Origin of the sequence: Mesorhizobium sp. M0243 (assembly GCF_040321775.1) — a bacterium.
Taxonomy (GTDB): Bacteria; Pseudomonadota; Alphaproteobacteria; order Rhizobiales; family Rhizobiaceae; genus Mesorhizobium.
Genome location: NZ_JAMYSF010000001.1, coordinates 139,375 through 163,901 on the forward strand (window position 1 = coordinate 139,375; position 24,527 = coordinate 163,901).

General features: G+C 63.5%; 22 protein-coding genes. 18 read left to right on the top strand and 4 right to left on the bottom strand.

The window, feature by feature from the left end; genetic code table 11:
• The first annotated feature begins 25 nt into the window (after positions 1–25).
• Positions 26–364, top strand: coding sequence for a hypothetical protein (locus NKJ11_RS00650; protein WP_352792497.1), 339 nt, complete (start codon positions 26–28; stop codon positions 362–364).
• A 12-nt stretch (positions 365–376) separates the two neighbouring features.
• On the opposite strand, the gene NKJ11_RS00655 is transcribed toward NKJ11_RS00650, so the two are convergent.
• The 3 genes from NKJ11_RS00655 to NKJ11_RS00665 are packed head-to-tail and all read right to left on the bottom strand — an operon-like array spanning position 377 to position 5,684.
• The gene (locus tag NKJ11_RS00655; RefSeq protein WP_352792499.1) at positions 377–3,472 is read right to left on the bottom strand and encodes an efflux RND transporter permease subunit; all 3,096 of its coding nucleotides are present in this window, start codon (positions 3,470–3,472) and stop codon (positions 377–379) included.
• Complete coding sequence (locus NKJ11_RS00660; RefSeq protein WP_352610763.1) at positions 3,469–4,548, bottom strand: efflux RND transporter periplasmic adaptor subunit; 1,080 nt, start codon at positions 4,546–4,548, stop codon at positions 3,469–3,471. The genes NKJ11_RS00655 and NKJ11_RS00660 overlap by 4 nt, the downstream gene beginning before the upstream one ends.
• Entirely contained in the window at positions 4,545–5,684 is a 1,140-nt protein-coding gene (locus NKJ11_RS00665; RefSeq protein ID WP_352610761.1) for an efflux RND transporter periplasmic adaptor subunit, read from the bottom strand. The genes NKJ11_RS00660 and NKJ11_RS00665 overlap by 4 nt, the downstream gene beginning before the upstream one ends.
• Positions 5,685–5,927: 243 nt before the next feature.
• On the opposite strand from NKJ11_RS00665, the gene NKJ11_RS00670 reads away from it, so the two are divergent.
• Complete coding sequence (locus tag NKJ11_RS00670; RefSeq protein WP_352610760.1) at positions 5,928–7,205, top strand: 4-aminobutyrate--2-oxoglutarate transaminase; 1,278 nt, start codon at positions 5,928–5,930, stop codon at positions 7,203–7,205.
• 115 nt (positions 7,206–7,320) lie between these two features.
• Here the strand turns inward: NKJ11_RS00670 and NKJ11_RS00675 are convergent, their stop codons facing one another.
• A complete protein-coding gene (locus NKJ11_RS00675; RefSeq protein WP_352610759.1) occupies positions 7,321–8,574 on the bottom strand; it encodes an NAD(P)/FAD-dependent oxidoreductase in 1,254 nt (417 codons plus the stop codon).
• Between the two features lie 433 nt (positions 8,575–9,007).
• Between NKJ11_RS00675 and NKJ11_RS00680 the strand changes: the two genes are divergently transcribed.
• From NKJ11_RS00680 to NKJ11_RS00755, 16 genes are all read left to right on the top strand, one after another.
• A complete protein-coding gene (locus tag NKJ11_RS00680) occupies positions 9,008–10,297 on the top strand; it encodes an imelysin family protein (protein WP_352631029.1) in 1,290 nt (429 codons plus the stop codon).
• Between the two features lie 114 nt (positions 10,298–10,411).
• The gene (locus NKJ11_RS00685; protein ID WP_023811421.1) at positions 10,412–10,723 is read left to right on the top strand and encodes a (2Fe-2S)-binding protein; all 312 of its coding nucleotides are present in this window, start codon (positions 10,412–10,414) and stop codon (positions 10,721–10,723) included.
• Positions 10,689–11,174: a bacterioferritin gene (gene bfr, locus NKJ11_RS00690; RefSeq protein WP_013527914.1), complete on the top strand. Its 486-nt coding sequence runs from the start codon at positions 10,689–10,691 to the stop codon at positions 11,172–11,174. The genes NKJ11_RS00685 and bfr overlap by 35 nt, the downstream gene beginning before the upstream one ends.
• 12 nt (positions 11,175–11,186) lie before the next feature.
• The gene (locus tag NKJ11_RS00695; RefSeq protein WP_352554672.1) at positions 11,187–12,788 is read left to right on the top strand and encodes a di-heme oxidoreductase family protein; all 1,602 of its coding nucleotides are present in this window, start codon (positions 11,187–11,189) and stop codon (positions 12,786–12,788) included.
• Positions 12,788–13,867, top strand: coding sequence for an imelysin family protein (locus tag NKJ11_RS00700; protein ID WP_352610755.1), 1,080 nt, complete (start codon positions 12,788–12,790; stop codon positions 13,865–13,867). The genes NKJ11_RS00695 and NKJ11_RS00700 overlap by 1 nt, the downstream gene beginning before the upstream one ends.
• 226 nt (positions 13,868–14,093) lie before the next feature.
• Positions 14,094–15,200: a DUF1513 domain-containing protein gene (locus NKJ11_RS00705; protein WP_352792500.1), complete on the top strand. Its 1,107-nt coding sequence runs from the start codon at positions 14,094–14,096 to the stop codon at positions 15,198–15,200.
• Positions 15,201–15,295: 95 nt separating this feature from the next.
• Positions 15,296–15,973: a tRNA (adenosine(37)-N6)-threonylcarbamoyltransferase complex dimerization subunit type 1 TsaB gene (gene tsaB, locus NKJ11_RS00710; protein WP_352792502.1), complete on the top strand. Its 678-nt coding sequence runs from the start codon at positions 15,296–15,298 to the stop codon at positions 15,971–15,973.
• Positions 15,974–16,468 (top strand): ribosomal protein S18-alanine N-acetyltransferase, encoded by a 495-nt coding sequence (gene rimI / locus NKJ11_RS00715; protein ID WP_023811416.1) that lies wholly within the window; start codon positions 15,974–15,976, stop codon positions 16,466–16,468.
• 21 nt (positions 16,469–16,489) lie between these two features.
• Positions 16,490–17,290, top strand: a complete 801-nt coding sequence (olsA, locus tag NKJ11_RS00720; protein ID WP_023811415.1) for a lyso-ornithine lipid O-acyltransferase — start codon at positions 16,490–16,492, stop codon at positions 17,288–17,290.
• A gap of 72 nt (positions 17,291–17,362) precedes the next feature.
• Positions 17,363–18,784: a tRNA (N6-isopentenyl adenosine(37)-C2)-methylthiotransferase MiaB gene (miaB, locus tag NKJ11_RS00725; RefSeq protein WP_352792504.1), complete on the top strand. Its 1,422-nt coding sequence runs from the start codon at positions 17,363–17,365 to the stop codon at positions 18,782–18,784.
• An 83-nt stretch (positions 18,785–18,867) separates the two neighbouring features.
• Complete coding sequence (locus NKJ11_RS00730; RefSeq protein WP_023758127.1) at positions 18,868–19,860, top strand: PhoH family protein; 993 nt, start codon at positions 18,868–18,870, stop codon at positions 19,858–19,860.
• Between the two features lie 18 nt (positions 19,861–19,878).
• Positions 19,879–20,379: an rRNA maturation RNase YbeY gene (gene ybeY, locus NKJ11_RS00735; protein WP_023811413.1), complete on the top strand. Its 501-nt coding sequence runs from the start codon at positions 19,879–19,881 to the stop codon at positions 20,377–20,379.
• Positions 20,380–20,407: 28 nt separating this feature from the next.
• Positions 20,408–21,520: a hemolysin family protein gene (locus NKJ11_RS00740; RefSeq protein ID WP_023811412.1), complete on the top strand. Its 1,113-nt coding sequence runs from the start codon at positions 20,408–20,410 to the stop codon at positions 21,518–21,520.
• Between the two features lie 286 nt (positions 21,521–21,806).
• Positions 21,807–22,124 (top strand): VOC family protein, encoded by a 318-nt coding sequence (locus NKJ11_RS00745; RefSeq protein WP_245273216.1) that lies wholly within the window; start codon positions 21,807–21,809, stop codon positions 22,122–22,124.
• Positions 22,125–22,226: 102 nt separating this feature from the next.
• Positions 22,227–23,819, top strand: a complete 1,593-nt coding sequence (lnt, locus tag NKJ11_RS00750) for an apolipoprotein N-acyltransferase (protein WP_128304329.1) — start codon at positions 22,227–22,229, stop codon at positions 23,817–23,819.
• A 141-nt stretch (positions 23,820–23,960) separates the two neighbouring features.
• Positions 23,961–24,380, top strand: a complete 420-nt coding sequence (locus NKJ11_RS00755) for a helix-turn-helix domain-containing protein (protein ID WP_023811410.1) — start codon at positions 23,961–23,963, stop codon at positions 24,378–24,380.
• The last annotated feature ends 147 nt before the right edge of the window (positions 24,381–24,527 follow it).

Genomic DNA, 24,527 nt, shown 5'->3' on the forward strand with positions numbered 1-24,527 from the left:
GAACCAACCGTCTTCAGGGATTCCGATGGAGGAATGGAAGTTTGCGGATCCGCCCAACCTCGCGGTGTTGTCGGACAAGAGCCTATTTAAACGTGGCGACTGGATCGCATACGTTGTGCATGAAGATGACGACGACGACAGCTACAACGACGAAGGTGGCAGTTGGCAATTCTACAGCAGCGACACTCGAGAATGGGATGAACGCGAGGTAATGCTCGTAGGCCTGCAAGAGGTGGTTCAACTGGATGAAACCATCGTGGAGTTGGCCGATTTGCCGAAAGGTTGGCATGCCTGGCGCACCTCAAAATCGTCGCCGTGGCAACGCGCCAAGTCACGCCCCGTACCCTCCAACGACAACGAATGACCCGGCAAAGCCTTAAGTCTGAGCTTGCACCGGTTCGCCGCTCTCCACGGGTAGCTCTTCCTGGGCTTTCGGCTCCTTGATCCTGAACCACGTCACATAAAGCGCTGGCAGGAACAGCAGCGTGATCGCCGTGCCGGCGATGATGCCGCCCATCATGGCATAGGCCATCGGGCCCCAGAACACTTCGCGCGCGATCGGGATCAGGGCGAGACTTGCGGCCGCCGCCGTCAGCGCGATTGGCCGCATGCGGTGTTCCGTCGCCTCGATGACGGCCGCCCAGCGGTCCTTGCCTTCCCGGACGAGATCCTCGATCTGCACGATCAGGATGACCGAGTTGCGGATCAGGATGCCGATCAGCGCCAGCACGCCGAGGATGGCGACGAAGCCGAGCGGCGCGCCGCTCAGCACAAGGGCCGCCACAACGCCGATCAGGCCGAGCGGCGCCACCGCCACCACCAGGAACAGGCGCTGGAAACTCTGCAATTGCACCATCAGGATCGTCGCCATGACGAACAGCATCAACGGCACGACGGCGGCGATCGGTCCTTGGCTTTTGGCACTCTCCTCGACCGAGCCGGCGGTGGCGATCGAATAGCCCGGCGGCAGCTTGGCGGTGAAGGCATCGACCGAAGGCTTCAATTCGTTGACGACGGTGGCCGGCAGCACGTCGCCGACCAGTCCGGCGCGCACGGTGATGGTCGGGATGCGGTCGCGTCGCCACACCGTTGGCTGCTCCAGATCGTAGCGGAAGTTGGCGACGGCCGCGAGCGGGATCGCCTCGCCGGTACTGGTCGGCAGCTGCATGTTCTGCAAGGTTTCGATCGAGCCGCGTTCGGACCCACGCGAGCGCGCCACGACATTGATCAGGTAGGTGGCGTCACGCACCTGCGTGATGGTAGCGCCGCCGACGGTGCTGTTGAGCGCGCTGGCGATGTCGGAAGAGGTGATGCCAAGCTGGCGTGCCTTGTCCTGCAGCACGTCGACCCTCAGCACGCGTTGCGGCTCGTTCCAGTCGAAGGTCGGCGCGGCAAGCTTGGGGTTGGCGGAAATGATACCGGCGAATTGCTGCGCCAGCCCGCGCACCGTCTGGATGTCGGGACCGCCGACGCGATACTGCACCGGGCGGCCGACCGGGGGCCCGAGTTCGAGCGGCTTGACGAAGGCGTCGGTGCCGACGAACTCCTCGCGCAGCAGTTTTTCAAGCGCCGGCTTGACCCGGTTGCGGGCCGCGATGCTCTTGGTGACGATGACGGTCTGGCCGAAATAGGGGTTGGCCGGCTGCACGTCATAGGCGAGCACGAAACGCACCGCGCCCTGGCCGATATAGGACGAAAAATGGTCGATGTCGGGATTGCCGACCAGCGCCCGCTGCTCGAACCGCTCCATCTGGTCGCGCGTATCGGCGATCGAGGCATTCTGCGGCAGGTTCCAGTCGACGATCAGCTCCGGCCGGTCCGATGGCGGAAAGAACTGCTGCTGCACCAGCCCGAAGCCGGCGATCGAGCCGGCAAACAAAAGCACGGTGACGATGATGGTCAGCCAGTGATGGCGCACCGAGCCGACAAGCACGCGCCGGAAAAGCGAGGTGAAGCGGCCGGGCTGGTCGTGATGCTTGGTTTTCATCGTCGCCGGCAGGATGGTGACGCCGAGCAGTGGCGCAAACAGCACCGCCACGACCCATGACACCAGCAGCGAAACGGCGATGACCACGAACAGGGTGAAGGTATATTCGCCGGCGGCGCTGTTGTTGAGGCCGATCGGGATGAAGCCGGCGACCGTCACCAGCGTACCGGTCAGCATCGGAAAGGCGGTCGATGTGTAGACATAGGTCGCCGCCTTGCGCAGATTGTCGCCGACCTCCAGCCGCGCCACCATCATCTCGACCGCGATCATCGCGTCGTCGACCAGAAGCCCGAGCGCGATGATCAGCGCACCCAGGGAAATCCGCTGCAGCGAAATGCCGAGATAGGCCATGACCGTGAAGGTGATGGCCAGCACCAGCGGGATCGACAGCGCCACGACGAAGCCGGCGCGCATGCCGAGGCTGATGAACGACACCGCGAGCACGATGGCGACCGCCTCGAACAGCGCGCGCGTAAAGCCCGAGACGGCCTCCTCGACAATGACCGGCTGGTCGGCCACCAGATGCACGCCGACACCGACCGGCAGGTCGGCCAGCACCTTGTCCATCTCCTTGTGCAGCGCCTCGCCGAATTCGAGCAGGTTGGCGTTGGGTTTCATGCCGATGGCGAGCCCGATCGCGTCCTGGCCGTTGAAGCGGAATAGCGCCGTAGGCGGATCGACATAGCCGCGCGTGATCGTCGCCACGTCGCTGAGGCGGAAGAAGCGGTCATTGACGCGCAGATTGATGGCGCGCAGGCTGTCCTCGGAGGTGAACTGCCCGCCGACACGCACGCTGATGCGCTCCGGCCCGGACTGAATGACGCCGGACGGCGTGATCGCGTTCTGCGCCTGCAGGCTCGCCACGATCGCTTGCTGGTTGAGGCCGAGGGCGGCGATCTGGCGGGTCGAGAATTCGAGATAGATCGCCTCGTCCTGGGCGCCGACTAGGTCGACCTTGCCGGCGTTGGGCACGGTCAGGATTTTTGTTCTGGCGTCCTCGACATAGTCGCGCAACTGGCGCGGCGTCAGCCCGTCCGATGTGAAGGCGTAGATGTTGCCATAGACGTCGCCGAAGCGGTCGTTGAAGAACGGTCCCTGCACCCCCTGCGGAAACTGCGCCCCGATGTCGTTGACCATGTTGCGCACCTGAATCCAGTTCGGCACGACATCGCGTGCCTTGGTGGTGTCCTTCAGGTTGACGAAGATGACGGTCTGGCCGGCCGTGGTGACGGACTTGGTGTAGTCGAGGCTGTCGAGTTCCTCGAGTTTCTTCTCGATACGGTCGGTCACCTGCTGCACGGTTTCCTTGACCGAGGCGCCCGGCCAGTTGGCCTGGATGATCATCGTCTTGATGGTGAAGTTGGGGTCTTCTTCACGGCCGAGATTGAGGTAGGAGAACACGCCAGCCACGACGAAGACCAGCATGAAATACCAGACCATGGAGCGGTGGTTGAGCGCCCAGTCGGAGAGATTGAAGCCTTTCATGAGGCGCCTCCCTCGAGCACTTTCACCTTCTGGCCTTCGCTCAGGCTGTGGACGCCCGCCGTGACGACACGCATGCCCGCGTCAAGCCCTTCGGCCACGGTGAAGATAACGCCATTCTTCGACGCGATCTTGATGTCGCGTGCGTTCACGCTGGATGTCTGCGGGTCGACGATCCACACTTTCGCGGAACCGTTCTTTTCGAACAGCGCCGACATCGGCAGTTCGATCGTCGGTGCCACCTTGGTCACGCGGGTCGCCGTTACCGTCGAGCCGAGCCGGAAGGCCTGTGGCGGATCCGTGAGCGTCAGCTTGACGCGCCGCGTGCGGGTCGAGCCCTCGGATTGCGGTGCGATCTCGCGCAGCTTGGCCCCGGTCTGGATCGTCGGCAGCGACTGCAGGATCACCTGGAAGGGCGTGCCGGCCTCAAGATCACCGGTCAATTGATCGGGAATGTCGACCACCGCCTCGCGCAGGTCCGAACGCGCCACGGTGACGACGGTCTGGCCGGGCGAGACCGTCTGGCCAACTTCGGCGCCGACCGCGGTGACGACACCGTCGAAATCAGAGAACAGCCTGGCGTAGCCGAGCTGCTCCTGCGATTTGGCAAGCGAAGCCTTGGCCCGCTCGACACCTGCCTCCGCAGCTTTGCGCGCCTGCTGCGCGGCATCGAAGACAGCTTGTGTGGCGTTGGCCGAGGCGAGCAACTGGCGCTGCCGTTCCTCGCTGGCGGCGGAGTTGGCGAGCTGCGCCTCGGCATTGGACAGTTCCGCCTTGGCCGCCTGGAGGCCCAACTCCAGCGCGGTCGGATCGAGTGCCGCTATCGTCGTGCCCTTGCTGACGATGTCGCCGACCTGGACGTCGCGCGAGACGACCCGGCCAAGCAGGCGGAAGGCCAGGTCGGCGCTGACCTGCGGTTCGACGGATCCGGCAAAACCGAAGATTTGCGTGGTGCGCGGCTCGATCACCATCGACAGCACCGGTCGGATGATCTCGGGCGGCTTTTCCTCCGACTTGGAGCAGGATGCCAGCGCGCCGAGCATGAGCACGCCGAGCAGGATGCGTGGCGTCCGGCTCATTGGCCCGCTCCCGATATCTCGATCGTCTGTCCAGGGCTGAGCAGCTGTCCTCCAGCGGTGACGACGCTCTGGCCCGCGTCCAGCCCCTTGGTGATCACGACCGTGCCCGAATTGAACGCCAGCACTTCGACCGGCGCCATCGTCACCGCCTTGGTCGAGGGATCGACGATCCAGACCGCCGGCTTGCCGCCGCTGGACGTCAGCGCCTGCCAAGGCAGCAGGATCGCCTTCGCCGGCTTGGCGCTTACCGAGCCGATGACGGCTGCCCCCAGCGGCATGTCGGCGGGCGTGTCGGGAATGGCGACCTTGACCCGGATCGAGCCCGAAGCCGGGTCGACCGCGGGCGAGATTTCGCGGACCTTGCCCGTCGCCCTGACCTGCGGATCGGACAACAGCGTGATCGTCACCGCAGGCGATGCCGGTGTCTTGGCGATCAGCGTCTCCTGCACGTTGAATACCGCGTCGCGGTCACCGTCCTCGGCGACGGTGAAGACGGTTTGCGCGGCTTGCACCACTTGGCCGGCTTCGACTTGGCGGGCGGTAATCACGCCGGCGGCACCGGCCTTGAGCTCGGTGAAGGACAGGTTTTGCTGGGCGTTGGAGAAAGCGCTCTGCGCGGCATCGACGCTGCCTTGTGCCACCTTCAGGGCCTGGTCCGCGGCGTCATAATCGCGCCTGGTGGTGAAACCCTGGGCGAGCAGCGTCTTCTGCCGTTCGAAGGCGGCGGCGGACTGGGTCAATTGCGCCTGTGCCGCGTCGAGATCGGCCTGCGCCGAGCGCAAATCGGATTCCTGCTCCTGCGGATCGATCCGGGCAAGCACCGTGCCTTGATCGACATGCTGGCCGACATCGACAAACCGTTCGGCGACGCGACCGCCGACCCGGAACGACAGATTGTTCAGCGTACGCGCCGCGATCACCCCGGTCAGCGAGGTCCTTGGCGCATAGTCGGCCATCGCCACCGTTTCGGTGCGCACCATGATCTGCAGTTTCTTGTCCACCGCTTCCTGCTTCTGGCAGCCGACCAAAAGCAGCGCAGCCGTGCAGGCGAAAAGCGCCGGGGCGGCTGGAAAAGACAAAAGACCGGGAGCTTGGACCGACGGCTGCGAGACGGGCGAAGTCACGTTCCTGCTCATGGGCTCCCCCGGCCGCGGCGGCTCGCTGGTCGCGATGCCTCGTGGACATCCAGAGGATAGTCGATCCCCGGGAAAAGGAAACCGGTCTCGTACGTGTATCGCCTGACTGGTTAAGCGCCGGGATCTGCCCACCGCAGGCCCAATCGCCTGCCGGTGGTGCCGACTTGAGGAAAACGTGAAATAAGGTCAGAAGATGTCTCAACGGCATCAAACAGGACGGGCGCCGGCCCGGTGAGGGATACGATGAAGAATTCAGCCATTTCCGAACGCAAGAACCAATCGATTTCCCGCGGTGTCGGCATGACCACGCAGATCTATGCCGACCGGGCTGAAAATTCGGAAATCTGGGATGTCGAGGGGCGTCGCTATATCGATTTCTCGTCGGGCATCGCCGTCGTCAACACCGGGCATCGCCATCCCAGGGTGATCGAAGCGGTCAAGGCACAACTCGACCGCTTCACCCACACCTGCCACCAGGTGGTGCCCTATGAGAGCTATGTGCGCCTGGCCGAACGGCTGAACGGCATGCTGCCCGGCAAGTTCGAGAAGAAGACGATCTTCGTCACCACCGGGGCGGAGGCGGTAGAGAACGCCATCAAGATCGCCCGCAATGCCACCGGCCGTCAGGCGGTCATCGCCTTCGCCGGCGGTTTCCATGGCCGCACCTTCATGGGCATGGCACTGACCGGCAAGGTCGTGCCCTACAAGGTCGGCTTCGGCGCCATGCCGGGCGATGTCTATCATGCGCCGTTCCCGGTGCCGCTGCACGGTGTCTCGGTCGCCGACTCGCTGGCGGCGCTCGACCGGCTGTTCAAGGCCGATGTCGATCCGGCCCGCGTCGCCGCCATCATCATCGAGCCGGTTCAGGGCGAGGGCGGCTTCTACGAGGCGCCGCGTGACTTCCTGGTTGCGCTGCGCAAGCTTTGCGACCAGCACGGCATGCTGCTGATTGCCGACGAAGTGCAGACCGGCTTTGCCCGCACCGGCAAGATGTTTGCGATGGATCACCATGAGGTGGCGGCCGACATCACCACCATGGCCAAGAGCCTGGCCGGCGGTTTTCCGCTGGCGGCGGTCACCGGCCGCGCCGAAATCATGGATGCGCCCGGCCCCGGCGGGCTAGGCGGCACCTATGGCGGCAGCCCGATCGGCGTTGCCGCCGCGCACGCCGTGCTCGACGTGATCGAGGACGAAAACCTGTGCGACCGCGCCAACACGCTGGGCGCAAGGCTGAAGCAGCGGTTGCAGTCGATCCGCGACGACGTGCCCGAGATCGTCGACATCAGAGGCCTCGGCTTCATGAACGCGGTCGAGTTCAACGACGTCAAGAAGGGCCTGCCGTCGGCCGAGATCGCCAATGCGATCCGGTTGAAGGCGCTCGACAAGGGCCTGATCCTGCTGACCTGCGGTGTCTACGGCAACGTCATCCGCTTCCTGGCGCCGATCACCATCCAGGACGAAGTCATGAACGAAGCACTCGACATCCTGGAAAGCTCGATCCGCGAAGTCTGCGCCGCCTGAACTTCTACCTCCCCCTTGTGGGGAGGTCGGACCGAAGGTCCGGGTGGGGCGCCTCGCGCAGACCCCACCCCGCTGCTTCACAGCGACCCTCCCCACAAGGGAGGGTAAGCGGGGGCTAGCCCGCAGCCCTGGCAGGCTCATCCTGCTGAAACGCGGCCAGCGCCGCCTTCAAACCGTCAGGTCCCTCAGCAACCGTTTCCGGCGTCGGCGAAAAGCCGGCGCCGAGCATCTTGCGGCCAAGCATGTGGTCGCCGGGGCGGTTGACCGATTCGATGCCGAGCAGCCGGTCGCCGGCATAGTGGTAGATCGAGAATTTGTTTTCGGGCAGGTCGCCCAGCACGACATGGCTGTCGCCGCCGGCGGTCAGGCCGACCATCTGCAATTTCATGTCGCCGATGTCCGACCAGAACCATGGCACCGCCGAATAGGCGTCGGTGTGGCCTGATATCGTGCGCGCGGCAAGCCGCGCCTGATCGGTGGCGTTCTGCACCGATTCCAGCCGCACGTCGCCGCCGGTGAACCAGTGACGGTAGGAGGCAGCATCGCCAATGGCAAGAATCTCCGGCATCGACGTGCGCATCTGATGATCGACGCGGATGCCGTTGGCGATGCCGAGGCCTGCAGACTGCGCCAGTTCGACATTCGGCATGGCACCAATGCCGACGATGACCATGCGCGCCGGCAGCCTTTCGCCTGACGAGGTGATGGCGGCCGTGACATGACCGTTTTCGCCATCGAGCCTGGCGATCGAGGTGCCGGTGAGAATGCGCACGCCTGTCGCTTCCAGCCGTTGCCGGACGTGGCTCGCCACCACCGGCGCCACGGCGCGGCCGAGTAGCCGGTCCACGGCCTCCACCACTGTCACCGTGCGGCCGGTGGCCCGCAGTGTGGCTGCTATCTCCAGCCCGATGAAACCGCCGCCGAGGATGACGATTTCGTCGCTTTGCGCGCTGAGGTCGCGGATCAGCCGCGCATCGGCCAGCGAGCGCAGCGACAGCACGCCGGACAGGTCCGAGCCGGGCAACGGCAGGGTGCGCGGGCGCGAGCCGGTCGCCAGGATCAGGTGATCAAAAGCAAGCGCGCCACCGCCTGATATCTCCAGGCTGCGGCGCTCGGCATCGATGCGATCGATCCTGACGCCAGGCCGGTAATCGATGGCGCTGCCGGTGTAAAAGGCCTCGCCGCGCAAGGGTTGCGGCTTGGCCTCGGCATCCTTGATGAAAGTCTTCGACAGCGGCGGCTTGTGATAGGGAAGTTCGTCCTCATCCCCGACGAGGATCACCGGCCCGTCATAGCCGTCTTCGCGCAGACTGGCGGCCGCTTGCACGCCCGCATGACCCGCGCCGACAATGACCACACCGTTCTTCATCGCATTCCAATCCCGCTTCTATCCTAGGATGTCTCGCCAAGTGGCAATTGTCTGGTGCCGCCGCAAGAGAGCTTTTGCGGGTCGCACCCGGAATGGCAGCTGTCAATCGTACAGTTCAACGGCAAGACCGGTGCAGAAAGACGCATAAGTTGACAGTCGTAGTTTAGAATAATTCTAAACTGTTGTTTCAATTGACTTTTCCTACGGATTGTCATTGACATCCGACGATGTCGCAGCTTTATGGAAGCTCGCGCGTCAGCGCATCCCTTTAATGTCTGGGCCTTGAACCCTTTCGATTGGAGGCATTTTGGTGTCTTTCTTCCGCGAACCGCGCGCTAGCGCGGCATCTCTTGCGCCCAATGGCCCGCAGATGGCCTGGCGCCGGTTGCTGTGCGCGCCGTTTACAGAATTTCCGAGAAACTGGAGAGTGATTATGACAGCACGATATGGCAGCAGGCTTGCGGCGATCGGCGCCACTGCCCTGCTGACGGCGGCGGTATTCGTGTTGCCGGCAAAGGCGGAAACCGATGCAAAGGCCGTCATCAAGACCTATTCCGACATCGCGCTCGCCAAATATGAGGATTCGCTGACCACCGCGCAGGCGCTCGACAAGGCGGTCGACGCGCTGCTCGCCACGCCATCGGCGGAAACCCTCAACGCTGCCCGTGACGCCTGGAAGGCATCGCGCGTTCCCTACCAGCAGACCGAGGTCTACCGCTTCGGCAGCAAGATCGTCGACGACTGGGAAGGCAAGGTGAATTCCTGGCCGCTGGATGAAGGTTTGATCGACTACATCGCCAAGAGCTACGGCACCGAATCGGACGCGAATGCGCTCTACACGGCCAATGTGATCGCCAACAAGGAGATCGAGATCAACGGCAAGAAGGTCGATGCATCGAAGCTTTCGCCGGAATTCCTCTCCGGCACGCTGCAGGGAGCCGGCGGCATCGAGGCCAATGTCGCCACCGGCTACCACGCCATCGAATTCCTGCTCTGGGGCCAGGACCTGCATGGCACCGGGCCGGGTGCCGGCGAGCGCCCCTATACCGACTACGACCTCCAGAACTGCACCGGCGGCAATTGCGATCGCCGCGCCGAGTATCTGAAATCGGCCAGCGACCTTCTGGTTTCGGATCTTCAGGAGATGGTCGGCAACTGGAAGGAAGACGGCGCCGCCCGCAAGGCTCTCGTCGATGGCGAGCCGAACACGGCGATCTCGACCATCTTCACCGGCATGGGCTCGCTGTCCTACGGCGAACTGGCCGGCGAGCGCATGAAGCTCGGCCTGCTGCTGCATGATCCGGAAGAGGAGCACGATTGCTTCTCCGACAACACGTACAATTCGCATCTCTACGACGCCATCGGCATTCGCGCGGCCTATCATGCGAGCTACACGCGTCTCGACGGCACCGTCGTTTCGGGTCCCTCGGTGGCCGATATGGTGAAGGCGGCCGATCCGGCGATCGACAAGGAACTGTCTGACAAGCTCGATGTTTCGGTCGCCAAGATGGAGGCGATCAAGGCGCGTGCACTGGCCGGCGAGGCCTATGACCAGCAGATCGCCGAGGGCAACATTGAGGGCAACGCCACCGTGCAGGCGGCGATCGATGCGCTGATCGATCAGACCAAGTCGATTGAGCGCGCCGTCGGCTCCTTGAAGCTCAGCACCATCGCCTTCGAAGGGTCCGATAGCCTCGACGCGCCGGACAAGGTGTTCAAGTAAGGGTCGAAAGACAGGTGACTGATCCGGGAGCCGGAAAACCGGCTCTGGAACGGCCTCCGCTAGAAAATCAAGCCACACGGCGCGGGAGACGCCGTCAGCCAGCCGAGCAAGCCAATGCTGATTTGTCATTGCAATATCATCACCGAGAAGGAGATCGAGCAGACGATCGTCGGGCTGCTGGACCAGGATCCCTGGCAGCTGATCGTGCCGGCGAAGATCTATCATGCCATGCAAAAGCGCGGTCGCTGTTGCGGCTGCTTCCCAAATGTGGTGGAAACGATCATTCGGGTCACCGAAAATTACCACGCCCGCTCGGAGGCGAGCGGCGTGGATGTCGTTTCACACCTGGATCGCGTCAGAGGCCTGCGCGTCCAATACGGGAGCAGAATTCATGAAAGGCGATCCGCAGATCATCGAGCGGCTTAACGAGGCCCTTTTTCTGGAACTCGGGGCCGTCAATCAGTACTGGGTGCATTTCCGTCTGCTTGAGGACTGGGGATACGCCAAGCTGGCAAAGAAGGAGCGGGCGGAATCGATCGAGGAGATGCACCATGCCGACAAGCTCGTCGCCCGCATCATCTTCCTCGAAGGCCATCCGAACCTGCAGTCCGTGGCGCCGCTGCGCATCGGGCAGAACGTCAAGGAAGTGCTCGAATCCGACCTTGCCGGCGAATATGACGCACGTACCGCTTACAAGCGTTCGCGCGAAATCTGCAACGACGCCGGCGACTACGTGACGATGAAGCTGTTCGAGGAATTGCTCGCCGACGAGGAGGGCCACATCGACTTTCTCGAGACGCAACTCGACCTGCTTGCCTCGATCGGCGAGGAGAAATACGGCCAGCTCAACGCCGCATCGGCGGACGAGGCGGAGTAAGGGCATGCGGGAATGCGGCGCCTGCTAGAATTCGTGCGCCGCTCGCGGCGGGCCGATGGCTCGCCGTCCCTTCCAAAGACGTCAGCCGGATTGGCGCGTCGGCACTATGTCATGCTCGTGTTGGCACTCACCTCTTCGGCGATGGCGGGTGATATTCAGCCAGCCGGCCTCGCCGTCACGCGCACCGACCTCAATGCGAAGGATCAGGCGCGCGTCATCGCCGTCACCAGGCCGACCACGGATTTTTCCAGGCCAGAGCAGTTCGAACTGATGCAAGGTGGCGCCGGCACGTCCCGAAAGGACGTCAGCCGCGATTCCTTCTCGCAATCCTCGGCCAACATCACCTTCGAGGAAGAGGGCGACTTCAAGCTCGGCAATGCCCTTTTCCGCAAGAATTGGGTCTCGTCGCCATCCTCGACGCAGGCTTCGGACGGGCTCGGCCCGCTGTTCAACGAACGCGCCTGCCAGAACTGCCATCTGAAGGATGGCCGCGGCCGCCCGCCGCAAGGCGACGCCGGCACCACGTCGATGTTCCTTCGGCTGGCCCGCGACGCCAGCAGCGCGCAAGAGAGGGAGGCGCTTGCCGACCACGAGGTGCCTAACTTCCCCGACCCGGTCTATGGCAGGCAATTGCAGGAGCTCGCCGTGCCCGGCCTGCCCGGTGAAGGCAGGATGCACATCGACTATCAGGAACGTAAGGTGGAGCTGACGGACGGCACAGTGATCTCCTTGCGCAAACCGAGCTATTCGGTTGACGGCCTTGGCTACGGGCCGCTTGACCCACGCACCACGCTGTCGCCGCGCCTGACGCCGCCGATGATCGGCCTGGGCCTGATCGAACAGATCGCGCCGGCTGATATTCTCGCCCACGCCGATCCGGACGACAGGGACGGCGACGGCATTTCCGGCAGGCCGAACATCGTGCGCGATGGCTTGAGCGGGGAACTGACGCTCGGCCGCTTCGGCTGGAAGGCGCAGACCGCGTCGATCCGCCAGCAGGCAGCGGATGCCTTTGCCGGCGACATCGGCATCTCGACGCCCGAAGAGCCGAAGCATTGGGGCGATTGCACTGCTGCGGAGGCAAAATGCCTCGCCATGCCGAACGGCGTGCAGCAGCGTCTTGGCCCGGTCGAGGCGCCGCCGCCGGTGATGGATCTCGTCACCTTCTATTCGCAGAACCTGGCCGTGCCGGCGCGCCGGGATCTCGACGCCCCACAAGTTCTCAAAGGCAAGAAGGTCTTCTATGAGATGGGCTGCATTGCCTGCCACACATCGAAATTTGTCACGCGCCGCGACACGCCCAACAAAGCGCAGGCCTTCCAGCTGATCTGGCCCTATTCCGACTTCCTGCTGCACGACATGGGGCCAGATCTGGCCGATGGCCAGGCCGTGGGAGATGCGACGGGCAATGAATGGCGCACGCCGCCACTGTGGGGCATCGGCCTGACCGAGACGGTCAACGGCAATTCCTTCTTCCTGCATGACGGGCGCGCGCGCAGCCTGACCGAGGCGATCCTGTGGCATGGCGGCGAGGCACAGAAAGCGCGCGACCGCTTTGCCGCAGCCAATGCGGCCGACCGCAATGCGCTGCTCAAATTCCTGGAGTCACTGTGATGTTCAAGCGTTCTGCATTGTTTCTCGTTCTTCCGCTGGCTCTGCTGGGCGTTGTCCCTGCGTCGGCGGCGGTCAAAGCCTCCGATATCATCCAGCGCGCGATCGATGGCTTCGTCCGCCCGGCCTATGCCGGCCTGCATCAGCATGCGGAAGCCTTGACGAAAGCGATGCACAAGCTCTGCGAAGCGCCCTCGCAAGGAGAACTCGATGCCGCACGCGCCGAATTCTCCGCCACCGTCTATGCCTGGTCGTCAGCCGAAATCATCGGCTTCGGACCGATCAAGGAGAACAACCGGCTGGAACGCATGCTGTTCTGGCCGGATCGCAAGAGCATCGGCCTGAAACAGGTACAGGCGGCGCTGTCCGCCAAGGATCCGACCGCGACCGATCCGGCACAACTGGCCGGCAAGAGCGTTGCCATGCAGGGGCTGGGCGCGCTCGAATTCGTTCTTTACGGCGACGGCGCCGATGCACTTGCCGGCAAGGATGATCCCTACCGCTGCGCTTATGGCACTGCTGTTGCCGGCAACATCGAAACCATGGCCGGCGAGGTCAGCGCCGCCTGGAACAAGCCGGGCGGCTTTGCCGCCCTTTGGGCCAATCCGGGGCCGCAGAACCCGCTCTACCGCGACGGCAATGAAGCGGTGACCGAACTGGTCGGCGTCTTCATCAATGAGCTGGAAATGGTCCGCGACGTGCGCCTGAAAGGGTTTTTCGGTGGCAAGCCGGATGCGGACAAGCCGAAACAGGCAATCTACTGGCGCTCGCAAAACACCACCGCGTCACTGGCCGGCAATCTCTCCGGCATCGATACGCTGTTCCAGGCCTCGAAACTTGGTGACGCTCTGCCGGCCGATGCGCGCTGGATGGCCGAATCGATCCATATCCAGCTGGTCAACGGTGTCGCCACCGCCAAGGCGGTCAGTGGTCCAATCGACAAGACGCTTGCCGATCCGGCGCTGCGCGACAAGCTCGATCATTTCGCGCTGATCACCTCCAGCCTGTCGACCTTGATCGGCACCAGGTTGACCGCCGAATTCGGCCTGACCGCAGGCTTCTCGTCGCTGGATGGGGACTGAGCATGACCTTGAGATTGGCCGAAACGCCCATAGCTTCGTCATCCTCGGGTCTCCGCGACGGAGCTTCGCTCCTGCTCCGCCCGTGGATGACGAAGTTCCGGAGGCTTCGGCTAACTTCCAATGTCTGCGATGGATCATTCCAAGAATCGGTAGGTGCCAAGCGTCAGCTCCGATCCGTAATAATCACCGTGTCCTGGAGCGAGCCAGTGCAGGGGAGGATAGTCTCTTGAAAACCTCCCTCATCGATCGCCGCGATTTCCTGAGGGCTGCGGGTATCGGCTTTGCCGCGGCGATGGCGCCGTCGGCCTGGGCAAAGACGCTTGCGGCCGACGCCGTCTTCGCCACGGCTTTCGTCAAACGCGACGGCAGCTTTGGCGCTGCCGTCCTGTCCGAGGCCGGCAAGGTCCTGCATGCGATCGACCTGCCCGATCGCGGCCACGATGTCACCTTCGATCCCATATCGAAACGCTCGGTGGTCTTCGCGCGTCAGCCCGGCACCTTCGCCGTGGTTTTCGATCACTCGGGCCGTGACGCGCCGCTGACGATCGCCAGCATCGCCGGCCGGCATTTCTTCGGCCATGGCGTGTTTTCGGCCGACGGTGCGCTGCTCTATGCCACCGAAAACGACTTCGACAACGCCGCCGGCGTCGTCGGCGTCTATGATGCGCGGGCGAAATTCAGCCGCATCAGTGAGTTCCCGACCTATGGCATGGGTCCGCACGAGCTTCTGCTCCTGGGCGACGGCAGGACGATTGCGGTTGCAAATGGCGGCATCGAGACTCATCCGGACTACGGCCGCGCCGAGCTCAACATCGCCACCATGAAGCCGTCCTATGTGCTGATCGACCGCGTCACCGGCTATGTCATCGAGAAACACGAATTGCCGGCCGCACTGCATCAGCTGTCGATCCGCCACATGGACACCGATCCGGCCGGAACCGTCTGGTTCGGCTGCCAGTACCGGGGACCGGGCAGCGATCGTCCATTGCTGGTCGGTCGCGCCGCGCGCGGCAAGGATCTGCAGTTGCTCGACATGCCGCAGGACGTTTTGTCCGGCTTCCGCAACTACATAGGCTCGGTCGCGGCCAATCGGGCTGCCGGAACCGTCGCCGTTTCCTCGCCGGAAGGCAACTCGCTTGTCGTGATCGATGCGGCCAGCGGCCGGGTCGTTGCGAACAGCGCGTTGGTCGAGGTCTGCGGCGTGGCCCCCGATGGAACCGGCTTCATGGCCACCACCGGCGCCGGCGAGATCGTCGAGGGCAGCGGCGCGACACGCTCCGAACCGGACTATGTCTGGGACAACCACATGCTGCGCATCGAACAGGCCGCATAGTCTACCAGCGAAGCCGTTTAACGAATTATGCACTATCCCCTTGCGGTGGCGGGCCGTGGCGGGCACAGGGAATTGTTTTTCGAACCGGTTGCCTCATGAAATTGCTTGCCATCGACTGTGCCGCCAACCTTTGCGCCGCTTGCGTCTATGATGCTGTGGCGAAGCGGGAGCTTGGCCGCTCGGTGCTCGATCTCGGCAAGGGCCATGCCGAGCACCTGATGGCGGTCACAGCCGAAGCGCTGGAGGCAAGCGCAACCGACTATGCCGGTCTTGGCGCCATTGCCGTCTCTGTCGGCCCCGGTTCCTTCACCGGTCTGCGGGTCGGCGTCTCGACCGCGCGTGGCCTGGCGCTGGCGCTGAAGATACCGGCGATCGGGGTGAAGACCCTGGAGGCGCTGGCCGCCGAAGCAGCAGCCGCATTTCCCGGTCGCGCCGTGCTGGCGGCGCTCGATGCCGGCCGTGAGGAGATCCACGCCGCCTTTTACGACGAAACGTCAGCCTTGGCTTACGGTCCGGCCGTGGCCACGCTGGCTGACGTGGTGGCCATGGCGATGGAAACGTCTCCGGTGCTTGCCGGCACCGCGGCAGCGCTCATCAGCGCATCGGCCGGGCGCGAATTTGATGTCGGCCCTCGGACAGCCACCGCCGACATTGTCACCTACGCCCGCCTGGCTGCCGCCAAGGGCGCAGGCGAACGGCCGAAACCACTCTATATGCGCGGCGCCGACGCCAAGCCGCAGGCTGGCTTTATTCTATCAAGGCAAGAAAGATAAATGCGCATACCTTTTCTCCAACCACGCCGCCGGGACTACGCGCTCGAGCCGCTGAGGATCGCCGACAGTCCGGCGGTCTCGCTGCTGCATCGCGAGGACTTTGTCCGCCCCTGGACCGATGGCGAATTCGCCGCCCTGCTCGAACAGGACACCGTGTTCGGCTATGCCGCGCGCGAAACCGGGCAGGGCTCCAAGCCGCCCGTCGGCTTCGTGCTGGCGAGGCTTGCGGCAGGCGAGGGCGAGATCCTGACCGTCGCGGTGGCGCGATCGCATCGTCGCCAGGGGTTGGGCTGGCAATTGATGGACGCGGTGTTGCGCGAACTGCACGCGCAGCGCGCCGAAGCGCTGTTCCTCGAGGTCGATGAGACCAATGTCGCGGCGATCGCGCTTTATCGTCGGCTGGGCTTCCATGAGGTCGGCAAGCGGCCGAATTACTACAGATCGGCCGAACACGGACCGACCGGCGCGCTTGTCATGCGCCGCGATCTTCGCTAGCGACACGGCCGGGATGAGGCGATGATCAAGAAAATCAGGATTTTCCTGGCGCTGGGCCTCGTTGTCGCCGGTTCGCTGGTCCTCGTGCCGTTACAGATCCTGTCGATGAAGACCGGCTGGTGGCCGGAAACCTTCATCCTCAAGATCTGGCACAGGCTGATCGTCAGGGCGCTCGGCATGCGCATCCATGTCAAGGGAACGCTGTCCGACAAGCGCCCGCTGCTGGTTGCGTCCAATCACATCTCCTGGACCGACATCATGGTGCTCGGCTCTTTTGCCGACGTAAAGTTCATCGCCAGGGCGGATATGGAAGGCTGGCCGCTGATCGGCATGCTGTCGAAGCTGCAGCGCACCGTGTTCATCGAGCGCGAGCGCAAGCGATCGTCGGGCGACCAGGCAAGCGAGATTGCCAGCCGCATGGCCAAGGGCGATGCGATGGTGCTGTTTGCCGAGGGCTCGACCGGCGACGGCAATATGGTCCTGCCGTTCAAGAGCACGCTGTTCGGCGCCGCCTCGATGGCGATTTCCGAAGGCGCGGCGGAACAGGTGTTCATCCAGCCGGTGGCGATCGCCTATACGCGTCTGCACGGCGTGCCGCTCGGCCGCCGGCATCGCCCGCTTGCCGCCTGGATCGGCGATGAGGATCTGATGCCGCATCTCAAGGTATTGCTCGCTGAGGGCGCGCTCGACGTCGAGGTGCATTTCGGCGAGGCAATCGCCTTTTCCAAGGGTTCGAACCGCAAGGAGACGTCGAAACTGATGGAAAGCCAGGTGCGTGAGATGATGCAGGCGGCGCTTGCCGACCCGCGGCCGAGCCGGTAGCTCCGGCATGCCCTTGCTGGCGCGCCGAGAATCGTCTGTTTTTTGTCACGGAAAGGCGTTAGAAGCCGCCTTATGGACTTGAACACGATAGAAAGCGACGACATCGGCACTACGGCTGGACAGCCGGCGGTGCTTCCCGCGGCAGCGAGAAAAGTCTTCATCAAGACCTATGGCTGCCAGATGAATGTCTATGATTCACAGCGTATGGCCGATGCGCTGGCTGCCGACGGCTATTCCGCGACCGATGCCATTGGCGAGGCCGACCTGGTGTTGCTGAACACCTGTCATATCAGGGAGAAGGCGGCCGAAAAGGTCTATTCCGAGCTCGGCCGTATCCGCGACATGAAAGCCGAGCGTGCCCTGGCCGGCCGTGAGATGCTGGTCGGCGTCGCCGGCTGCGTGGCGCAGGCCGAAGGCGCCGAGATCATCCGCCGTTCGCCTGCCGTCGACCTGGTCATCGGTCCGCAGACCTATCACCGGCTCCCGGACGTGCTGGCGCGGGTGCGCGGCGGCGAAAAGATCGTCGAGACCGACTACGCCATCGAGGACAAGTTCGAGCATCTGCCGCAGCCCAAGCGCGCCGAGGTCATCAAGCGCGGCGTCACCGCCTTCCTCACCGTGCAGGAAGGCTGCGACAAGTTCTGCACCTTCTGCGTTGTGCCCTACACAAGGGGCTCCGAAGTCTCCCGGCCGGTGGCGCAGATTGTCGCGGAGGCTGAGCGCCTGGCCGAAGCCGGCGTGCGCGAAGTGACGCTGCTTGGCCAGAACGTCAATGCCTGGCATGGCCGGGGCGAGGCCAAAGGGGGCAAGACCGAGGAGTGGGGCCTTGGCCGCCTGCTCTTCAGGCTGGCCGAAATCCCCGGGCTGGCGCGTCTGCGCTACACCACCAGCCACCCGCGCGACATGGATGACGAACTGATAGCGGCCCATCGCGATCTGCCGGCGTTGATGCCCTATCTGCATCTTCCGGTGCAATCCGGCTCCGACCGCATCCTCAAGGCGATGAATCGCCGGCACACGGCGAGGGATTATCTGGCGCTGCTCGACCGTATCCGTGCCGCGCGGCCTGACATCGCGCTCTCCGGCGACTTCATCGTTGGCTTCCCCGGCGAGACAGAAGCGGATTTCGAGGCGACGATGGAGTTGGTGCGTCAGGTGAATTACGCCTCGGCCTTCTCGTTCAAATATTCGCCGCGCCCCGGCACGCCGGGCGCCGAAATGTCCGATCATGTGCCCGAAACGGTCAAGGACGAGCGCTTGCAGCGGCTGCAGGCTCTGCTTGTGAAGCAGCAGCAGGATTTCGGCTTGAGCCTCGTTGGAAGCACCATCGGCACGCTGATCGAGAAGCCCGGCCGTCAGGCCGGCCAGAAGGTTGGCCGCTCACCTTGGCTGCAGCCGGTTATTGTTGATGAAAAGGCCGGCGAAATCGGTGACATTATCCAGGTGCGAATCACGAAGACGGGCTACAATAGCCTGTTCGCCGAATTGGCCTGAGGGTCTCGGCAGATGAGGAGAGACGGTTGAGCGCAGCAGAGCTGAAGAACCTGCCCCCGGTACCGGCATCTGGGGCTTCTGACATGGCGCACATCGTTCTGACTTTCGACAACAACAAGCTTGCCAGCGCCCTTTATGGTCAGTTCGACGAAAACCTCGCCAGGCTGGAGCAGAAGCTTGGCGTCGACATCCGCTCACGCGGCAACCAGCTGACCATCAAGGGTTCGGCGTCGGCCGCCGAGCAGGCGCGCCGCGCGCTCGACAATCTCTACGGCATTCTCCAGAAGGGCGTCGATATCGGCCAGTCCGACGTCGATGGCGCCGTGCGCATGGCGATTGCCGCCGACGATCAGCTGACCCTGCCGACGCTGGAGCGTAAGGGCAAGGTTTCCGCCGCCCAGATCGCCACCCGCAAGAAGACGATCTATGCCCGTTCACTCAACCAGGACGCCTATATGCGGGCGCTGGAACGGTCGGAACTGGTGTTCGGCATCGGCCCGGCCGGCACCGGCAAGACCTATCTGGCGGTGGCGCATGCGGCGATGCTGCTCGAGCGCGGCATGGTCGAGCGCATCATTCTCTCGCGGCCTGCGGTCGAGGCCGGCGAACGGCTGGGCTTCCTGCCCGGCGACATGAAGGAGAAGGTCGATCCCTATCTGCGGCCGCTCTATGATGCGCTCTACGACATGATGCCCGCCGACAAGGTTGAGCGCGCCATTGCCGCCGAAGTGATCGAGATCGCGCCGCTCGCCTTCATGCGCGGCCGCACGCTGGCGCATGCCGCCGTCATCCTCGACGAGGCGCAGAACACCACGCCGATGCAGATGAAGATGTTCCTGACGCGTCTGGGCGAAAATTCGCGCATGATCGTCACCGGCGACCCGACCCAGATCGACCTTCCCTCCAACACCAAATCGGGCCTGGTCGAAGCCTTGCGCGTGCTGGACGGTGTGGCGGGCGCGGTCACCGTGCGCTTCAACGACGGCGATGTGGTCCGCCATCCACTGGTGGCGGAAATCGTCAGGGCCTACGACCGGGACGCCAAGCTGGCGCGCGGCCTCGGCGCCGAGAATTGATGTTGACGATGCGGCTTCATGCCTGAGGACATAATATCCGGCGACGGGAATGTTCCCGTCGACATCGACATATCGGTTGAGGCGGGCAACTGGCCCGACGAGGTAAGCCTGACGCGGCTGGTCGATGGCGCGGTCAAGGCGGCTTTTGCCGAAACCGGCGTGGCGGGCCGTTCCGAACTCAGCCTCGTTTTTACCGACGACGCCCATGTCCAGCTCCTCAATGCCGGCTGGCGCGGCAAGGACAAGCCGACCAACGTCTTGTCTTTCCCGGCTTTTCCGTTTGCGCAAGGCGGTCCGTTGCCGCCGATGCTGGGCGACATCGTGCTGGCCGCCGAAACGGTCGCCCATGAAGCGGCACTGGAAGACAAGCCGGTCGAGAACCATATCACCCATCTCGTCATCCACGGCCTGCTGCATTTGCTGGGCTACGATCACGAGACCGAGGCCGAGGCCGAGGCGATGGAAGCCGTCGAACGCGCGGCGCTTGCAAGGCTTGCCATTCCCGACCCCTACGCGTAACTACATCTGATCAATTGACCGGACGACGATGAACGACAAACCAGAGACTGCCGCCCGCCCCGACGCCGGCAGTGCGAACAAGGCTTCCGACACGTCGGAAGAGGGATCAAGTCCGAGTACCGTTACGTCTGGCGCTAGCAGTACCTCTGCTGCTGCCGGTGCTGGCAGCGCTGCCAGCGAGACGTTGCCTGCCGGTCCCTCACTGTTCGACCGCGTTCTGGGCCTGTTCAGGCAACGCAACGGAACCAGCCTGCGTGAGGAAATTGCCGGCGCGCTAGCCGAGACGACGAGCGATGCCGGCGCCTTCTCGCCCGGCGAACGCGCCATGCTCAACAACATCCTGCGGCTGCGCGAAGTGCGCGTCGAGGACGTCATGGTACCGCGCGCCGACATTCAGGGGGTCGAAATCACGACGACGCTCGGCGATCTCCTGGGCACTTTCGAACAATCCGGCCATTCGCGCATGCCGGTCTATTCCGAGACGCTCGATGATCCGCGCGGCATGGTCCATATCCGTGACGTGCTGGCCCACATCACCAAGATCGCGCGCGTCAAGAAGGGCCGCACGACCAGGAAAACCCCCGCTGCCACGGTTCTCGATCTTGCCCAGGTCGACCTCGCACGCACCATTGGCGACCTCAATCTGATCCGCCCGGTGCTGTTCGTGCCGCCGTCGATGCTTGCCTCCGACCTGATGGGCCGCATGCAGACGACGCGCACCCAGATGGCGCTGGTCATCGACGAATATGGCGGCACCGACGGCCTCGCCTCGCTGGAAGACATCGTCGAGATGGTGGTCGGCGACATCGAGGACGAGCATGACGACGACGAGCCGATGATCACCCAGAGCGGCGACGGCGTGTTCATCGTCGACGGCAAGGCCGAGATCGACGACGTCGCCAAGATGATCGGCGGGGATTTCGCCGCCGGTGAACATGGCGAATATGTCGACACGATCGGCGGCATGATTTTCAACACGCTTGGCCGTGTTCCGGCCCGCGGCGAGGTGGTGCAGGCCATACCCGGCTTCGAGTTCCACGTCCTCGACGCCGATCCGCGCCGCGTCAAGCGCGTGCGCATCGTGCAGAGCCAGAAGGGTGAGCGCCGCCGGCGCGCCACCGCGCGCACCGAACAGGCGTAAGCATGATGCCGAAAAGTTGCAGACTTTTTGGATGAACATCATGCGGCAAAACCAGGGCTTAAGCATGATGCCGAAAAGTTGCAGACTTTTCGAATGAACATCATGCGGCAAAACCAGAATCCAGGCGCTTAGGGATGGCGGTCGAGGACCCCTTCAAGCATCCAAGTCTGGGGTCCGGTGTTTTCTATAAGGACCCTCGTGCCGCGCTGGACTGGCTGGAAGCAGCCTTAGGCTTCGCGCGCAGCATGGTGGTCAGCGATGCCGAGGGAAACTCGTCCATGCAGAGATGCGATTCGGCGACAGCTACATCATCGTAGATTCCGAATGGAGCGATTATGTTGCCAGCCCGGCTTCGGTCTTGGGCAAGAACACGCAGTCGATCTATGTCAGGCTGAAGCGCGGCCTGGATGCGCATTGCGAGCAGGCGCGGGCGGTCGACGCTGATATAATCCAGGAGCCGGCGGATCAGTTCTACGGCGAGCGCCAGTATCGTGCACGCGACCCCGAAGGCCATGTCTGGACCTTCACGCAGACCATCCGTTCGGTTCCGCGCGAGGAGGCCGAGCGGCTGGGCGGCGTCCAAATCGAGGGTTGGCACCGGTAGGGCAGGGCCGAAGCTGTGCATCTCAGCCAGCCCATCCGCCGTTTGGAGCGCGGAGCGCAGCCTGTTAAATCTTGTGTCCTGATTCGCGACTCGGAAGTATGCATGGAGCGCCTCACCGGCCGGATAATTCTGCTTTGGGGTTGGCGGCGTGCGCTCGTGGCGTTTCTCGCAGGCGCTTTTGCCGTGCTTGGGCAGGCGCCTTACGATTTCTTCGCCGCCTGTTTCGTCTCGTTTCCGCTGCTGGTCTGGCTGCTCGACGGCGCCACCGGCGAAGCTTCCGGCAGCCTGTTCCAGCGCCTGCGGCCGGCTTTCGCCGTCGGTTGGTGGTTCGGTTTCGGCTATTTCCTCGCCGGCCTCTGGTGGATCGGCTCGGCGCTGCTGGTCGAGGCCGACAGTTTTGCCTGGGCGCTTCCCTTCGCGGTGGTCGGCATTCCTTTCATGCTCGCCTTTTTCTACGGCTTTGCGGCAATCGTTGCCCGGCTGCTGTGGAGCAACGACATTGGCCGCATCGCCGCCCTTGCCTTCGGCTTCGGCCTGGCGGAATGGCTGCGCGATTTCCTGTTCACCGGTTTTCCCTGGAATGCCGTCGGCTACGCGGCCATGCCCGTGCCGCTGCTGATGCAGAGCGTCTCGGTGACGGGCATGATCGGCATGAACGCGCTCGCGGTGTTCGTCTTCGCATTGCCGGCACTGCTGGCGGCACGTCGGCATCTGCGCCTCGGCGCGGCACTGTTTGTCGTGCTCGCCGCCGCCCATGTCGGCTTCGGCTATGTCAGGCTTGCCGCTCCCGAACCGCCAGCTTCACGCAGCCTGGATGTCCGCATCGTCCAGCCGGCCGTTGACCTGTCGGAAAAATGGGATGCCTCGGTGCGCGACCGCATCTTCGCGGTCCTGATGGGGCTCTCGGCCAAGGCGCCGGACCCAGGCCATCAAAAGCCGCAACTGATCTTGTGGCCCGAAACCTCGGTGCCGTTCCTCTTCACCGAGCGTCCGGACGCATTGACGGCGCTGGGGGACATGCTCGGACCCGGCCAGATGCTGATTGCCGGCGTCGTTCGCGAGGAAGGCGGTTCGGCCGCGAATGCCGACAGCCGTTACTACAACTCCGTGGTGGCGATCGACGACAAGGGTGAAATCGCTGACGCCGTCGACAAGGTTCACCTGGTGCCGTTCGGCGAATACCTGCCTTTCGCCGATCTGCTCCAGCGTTTCGGCATCGAGCAACTGGTTGCCGGGCCGATGAGTTTCGCGGCCGGCAATGAGCGCCACGCCATCACGCTGCCCGATGGCATCCGTGCGCTGCCATTTATCTGTTATGAGGTGATCTTTCCCGATCTTGTGGCAGTTGACGCTGCGTCAGCGCAGCTTATTGTGAACGTTACCAACGATGCGTGGTTCGGCGACACGCCGGGTCCGTATCAGCATTTCAGGCAGGCCCAGATCCGTGCGGTGGAAAATGGATTGCCATTGGTGCGTGCTGCCAACAACGGCATCTCGGCCGTCGTCGATCCGCGTGGGCGCATCGTCGATGCGCTTGCGATCGACGCACGCGGCGCCATCGACGCCCACATACCGATTTCCGGACAGGCGCTCATATCTCCCGGCCAACGGCGCATTAACGGAATGCTGATCATGTTGCTGTTTGCCGTTGGGGCAGCGCTGTTGAACGTAAGGCAAAGGCTACGGGTGAATTGACAGCCCACACATTAGAAACTCATACTGTAAGTGCCTGAAAATTTCTCGAAGCCGGTGGATCGTTCTGTTGGGGCAGTTGCCTCCGGCTTTGTTTGGGCAGGAAAAAAATAGAGAAAGCCGAAAAAATTCGGCGAGGAAAAAATGACAGAAGACAACAAGAAGAAACCGAATCCGATCGACATCCATGTTGGCAGTCGCATCCGGCTTCGCCGCAACATGCTGGGAATGAGCCAGGAAAAGCTGGGAGAAAACCTCGGCATCACATTTCAACAGATTCAGAAATATGAAAAAGGCACCAACCGCGTCGGCGCCAGCCGATTGCAGGCGATAGCGTCCATACTCGGCGTGCCTGTCGCCTTCTTTTTCGAGGATGCGCCCGGCCAGGAGCCCGTGGCGGGCCGCGGATTTGCCGAGGACGCGTCGATGGCTTTCGCCGTCGAATTCTGCGGCAGTCCCGAAGGACTCCAGCTCAACCGGGCCTTTGTCAAGATCGCGGACGCCAAGGTGCGCCGCAGGATCATAGACCTGGTCAAGTCCCTCTCCACCGACGATCCCGACTGATCGGCAATCACGCCAGGACTGGCGGCGTCTTGCCGCCGGTGGCACAAGATAACTGCATCGACATCATGCCAGAACCGAAGCACCGCTTGACGAGCGGCGCTTCGCCCCGCTAACACGTGGCGCGCCAAAATCGGCAGCCTGCCGATC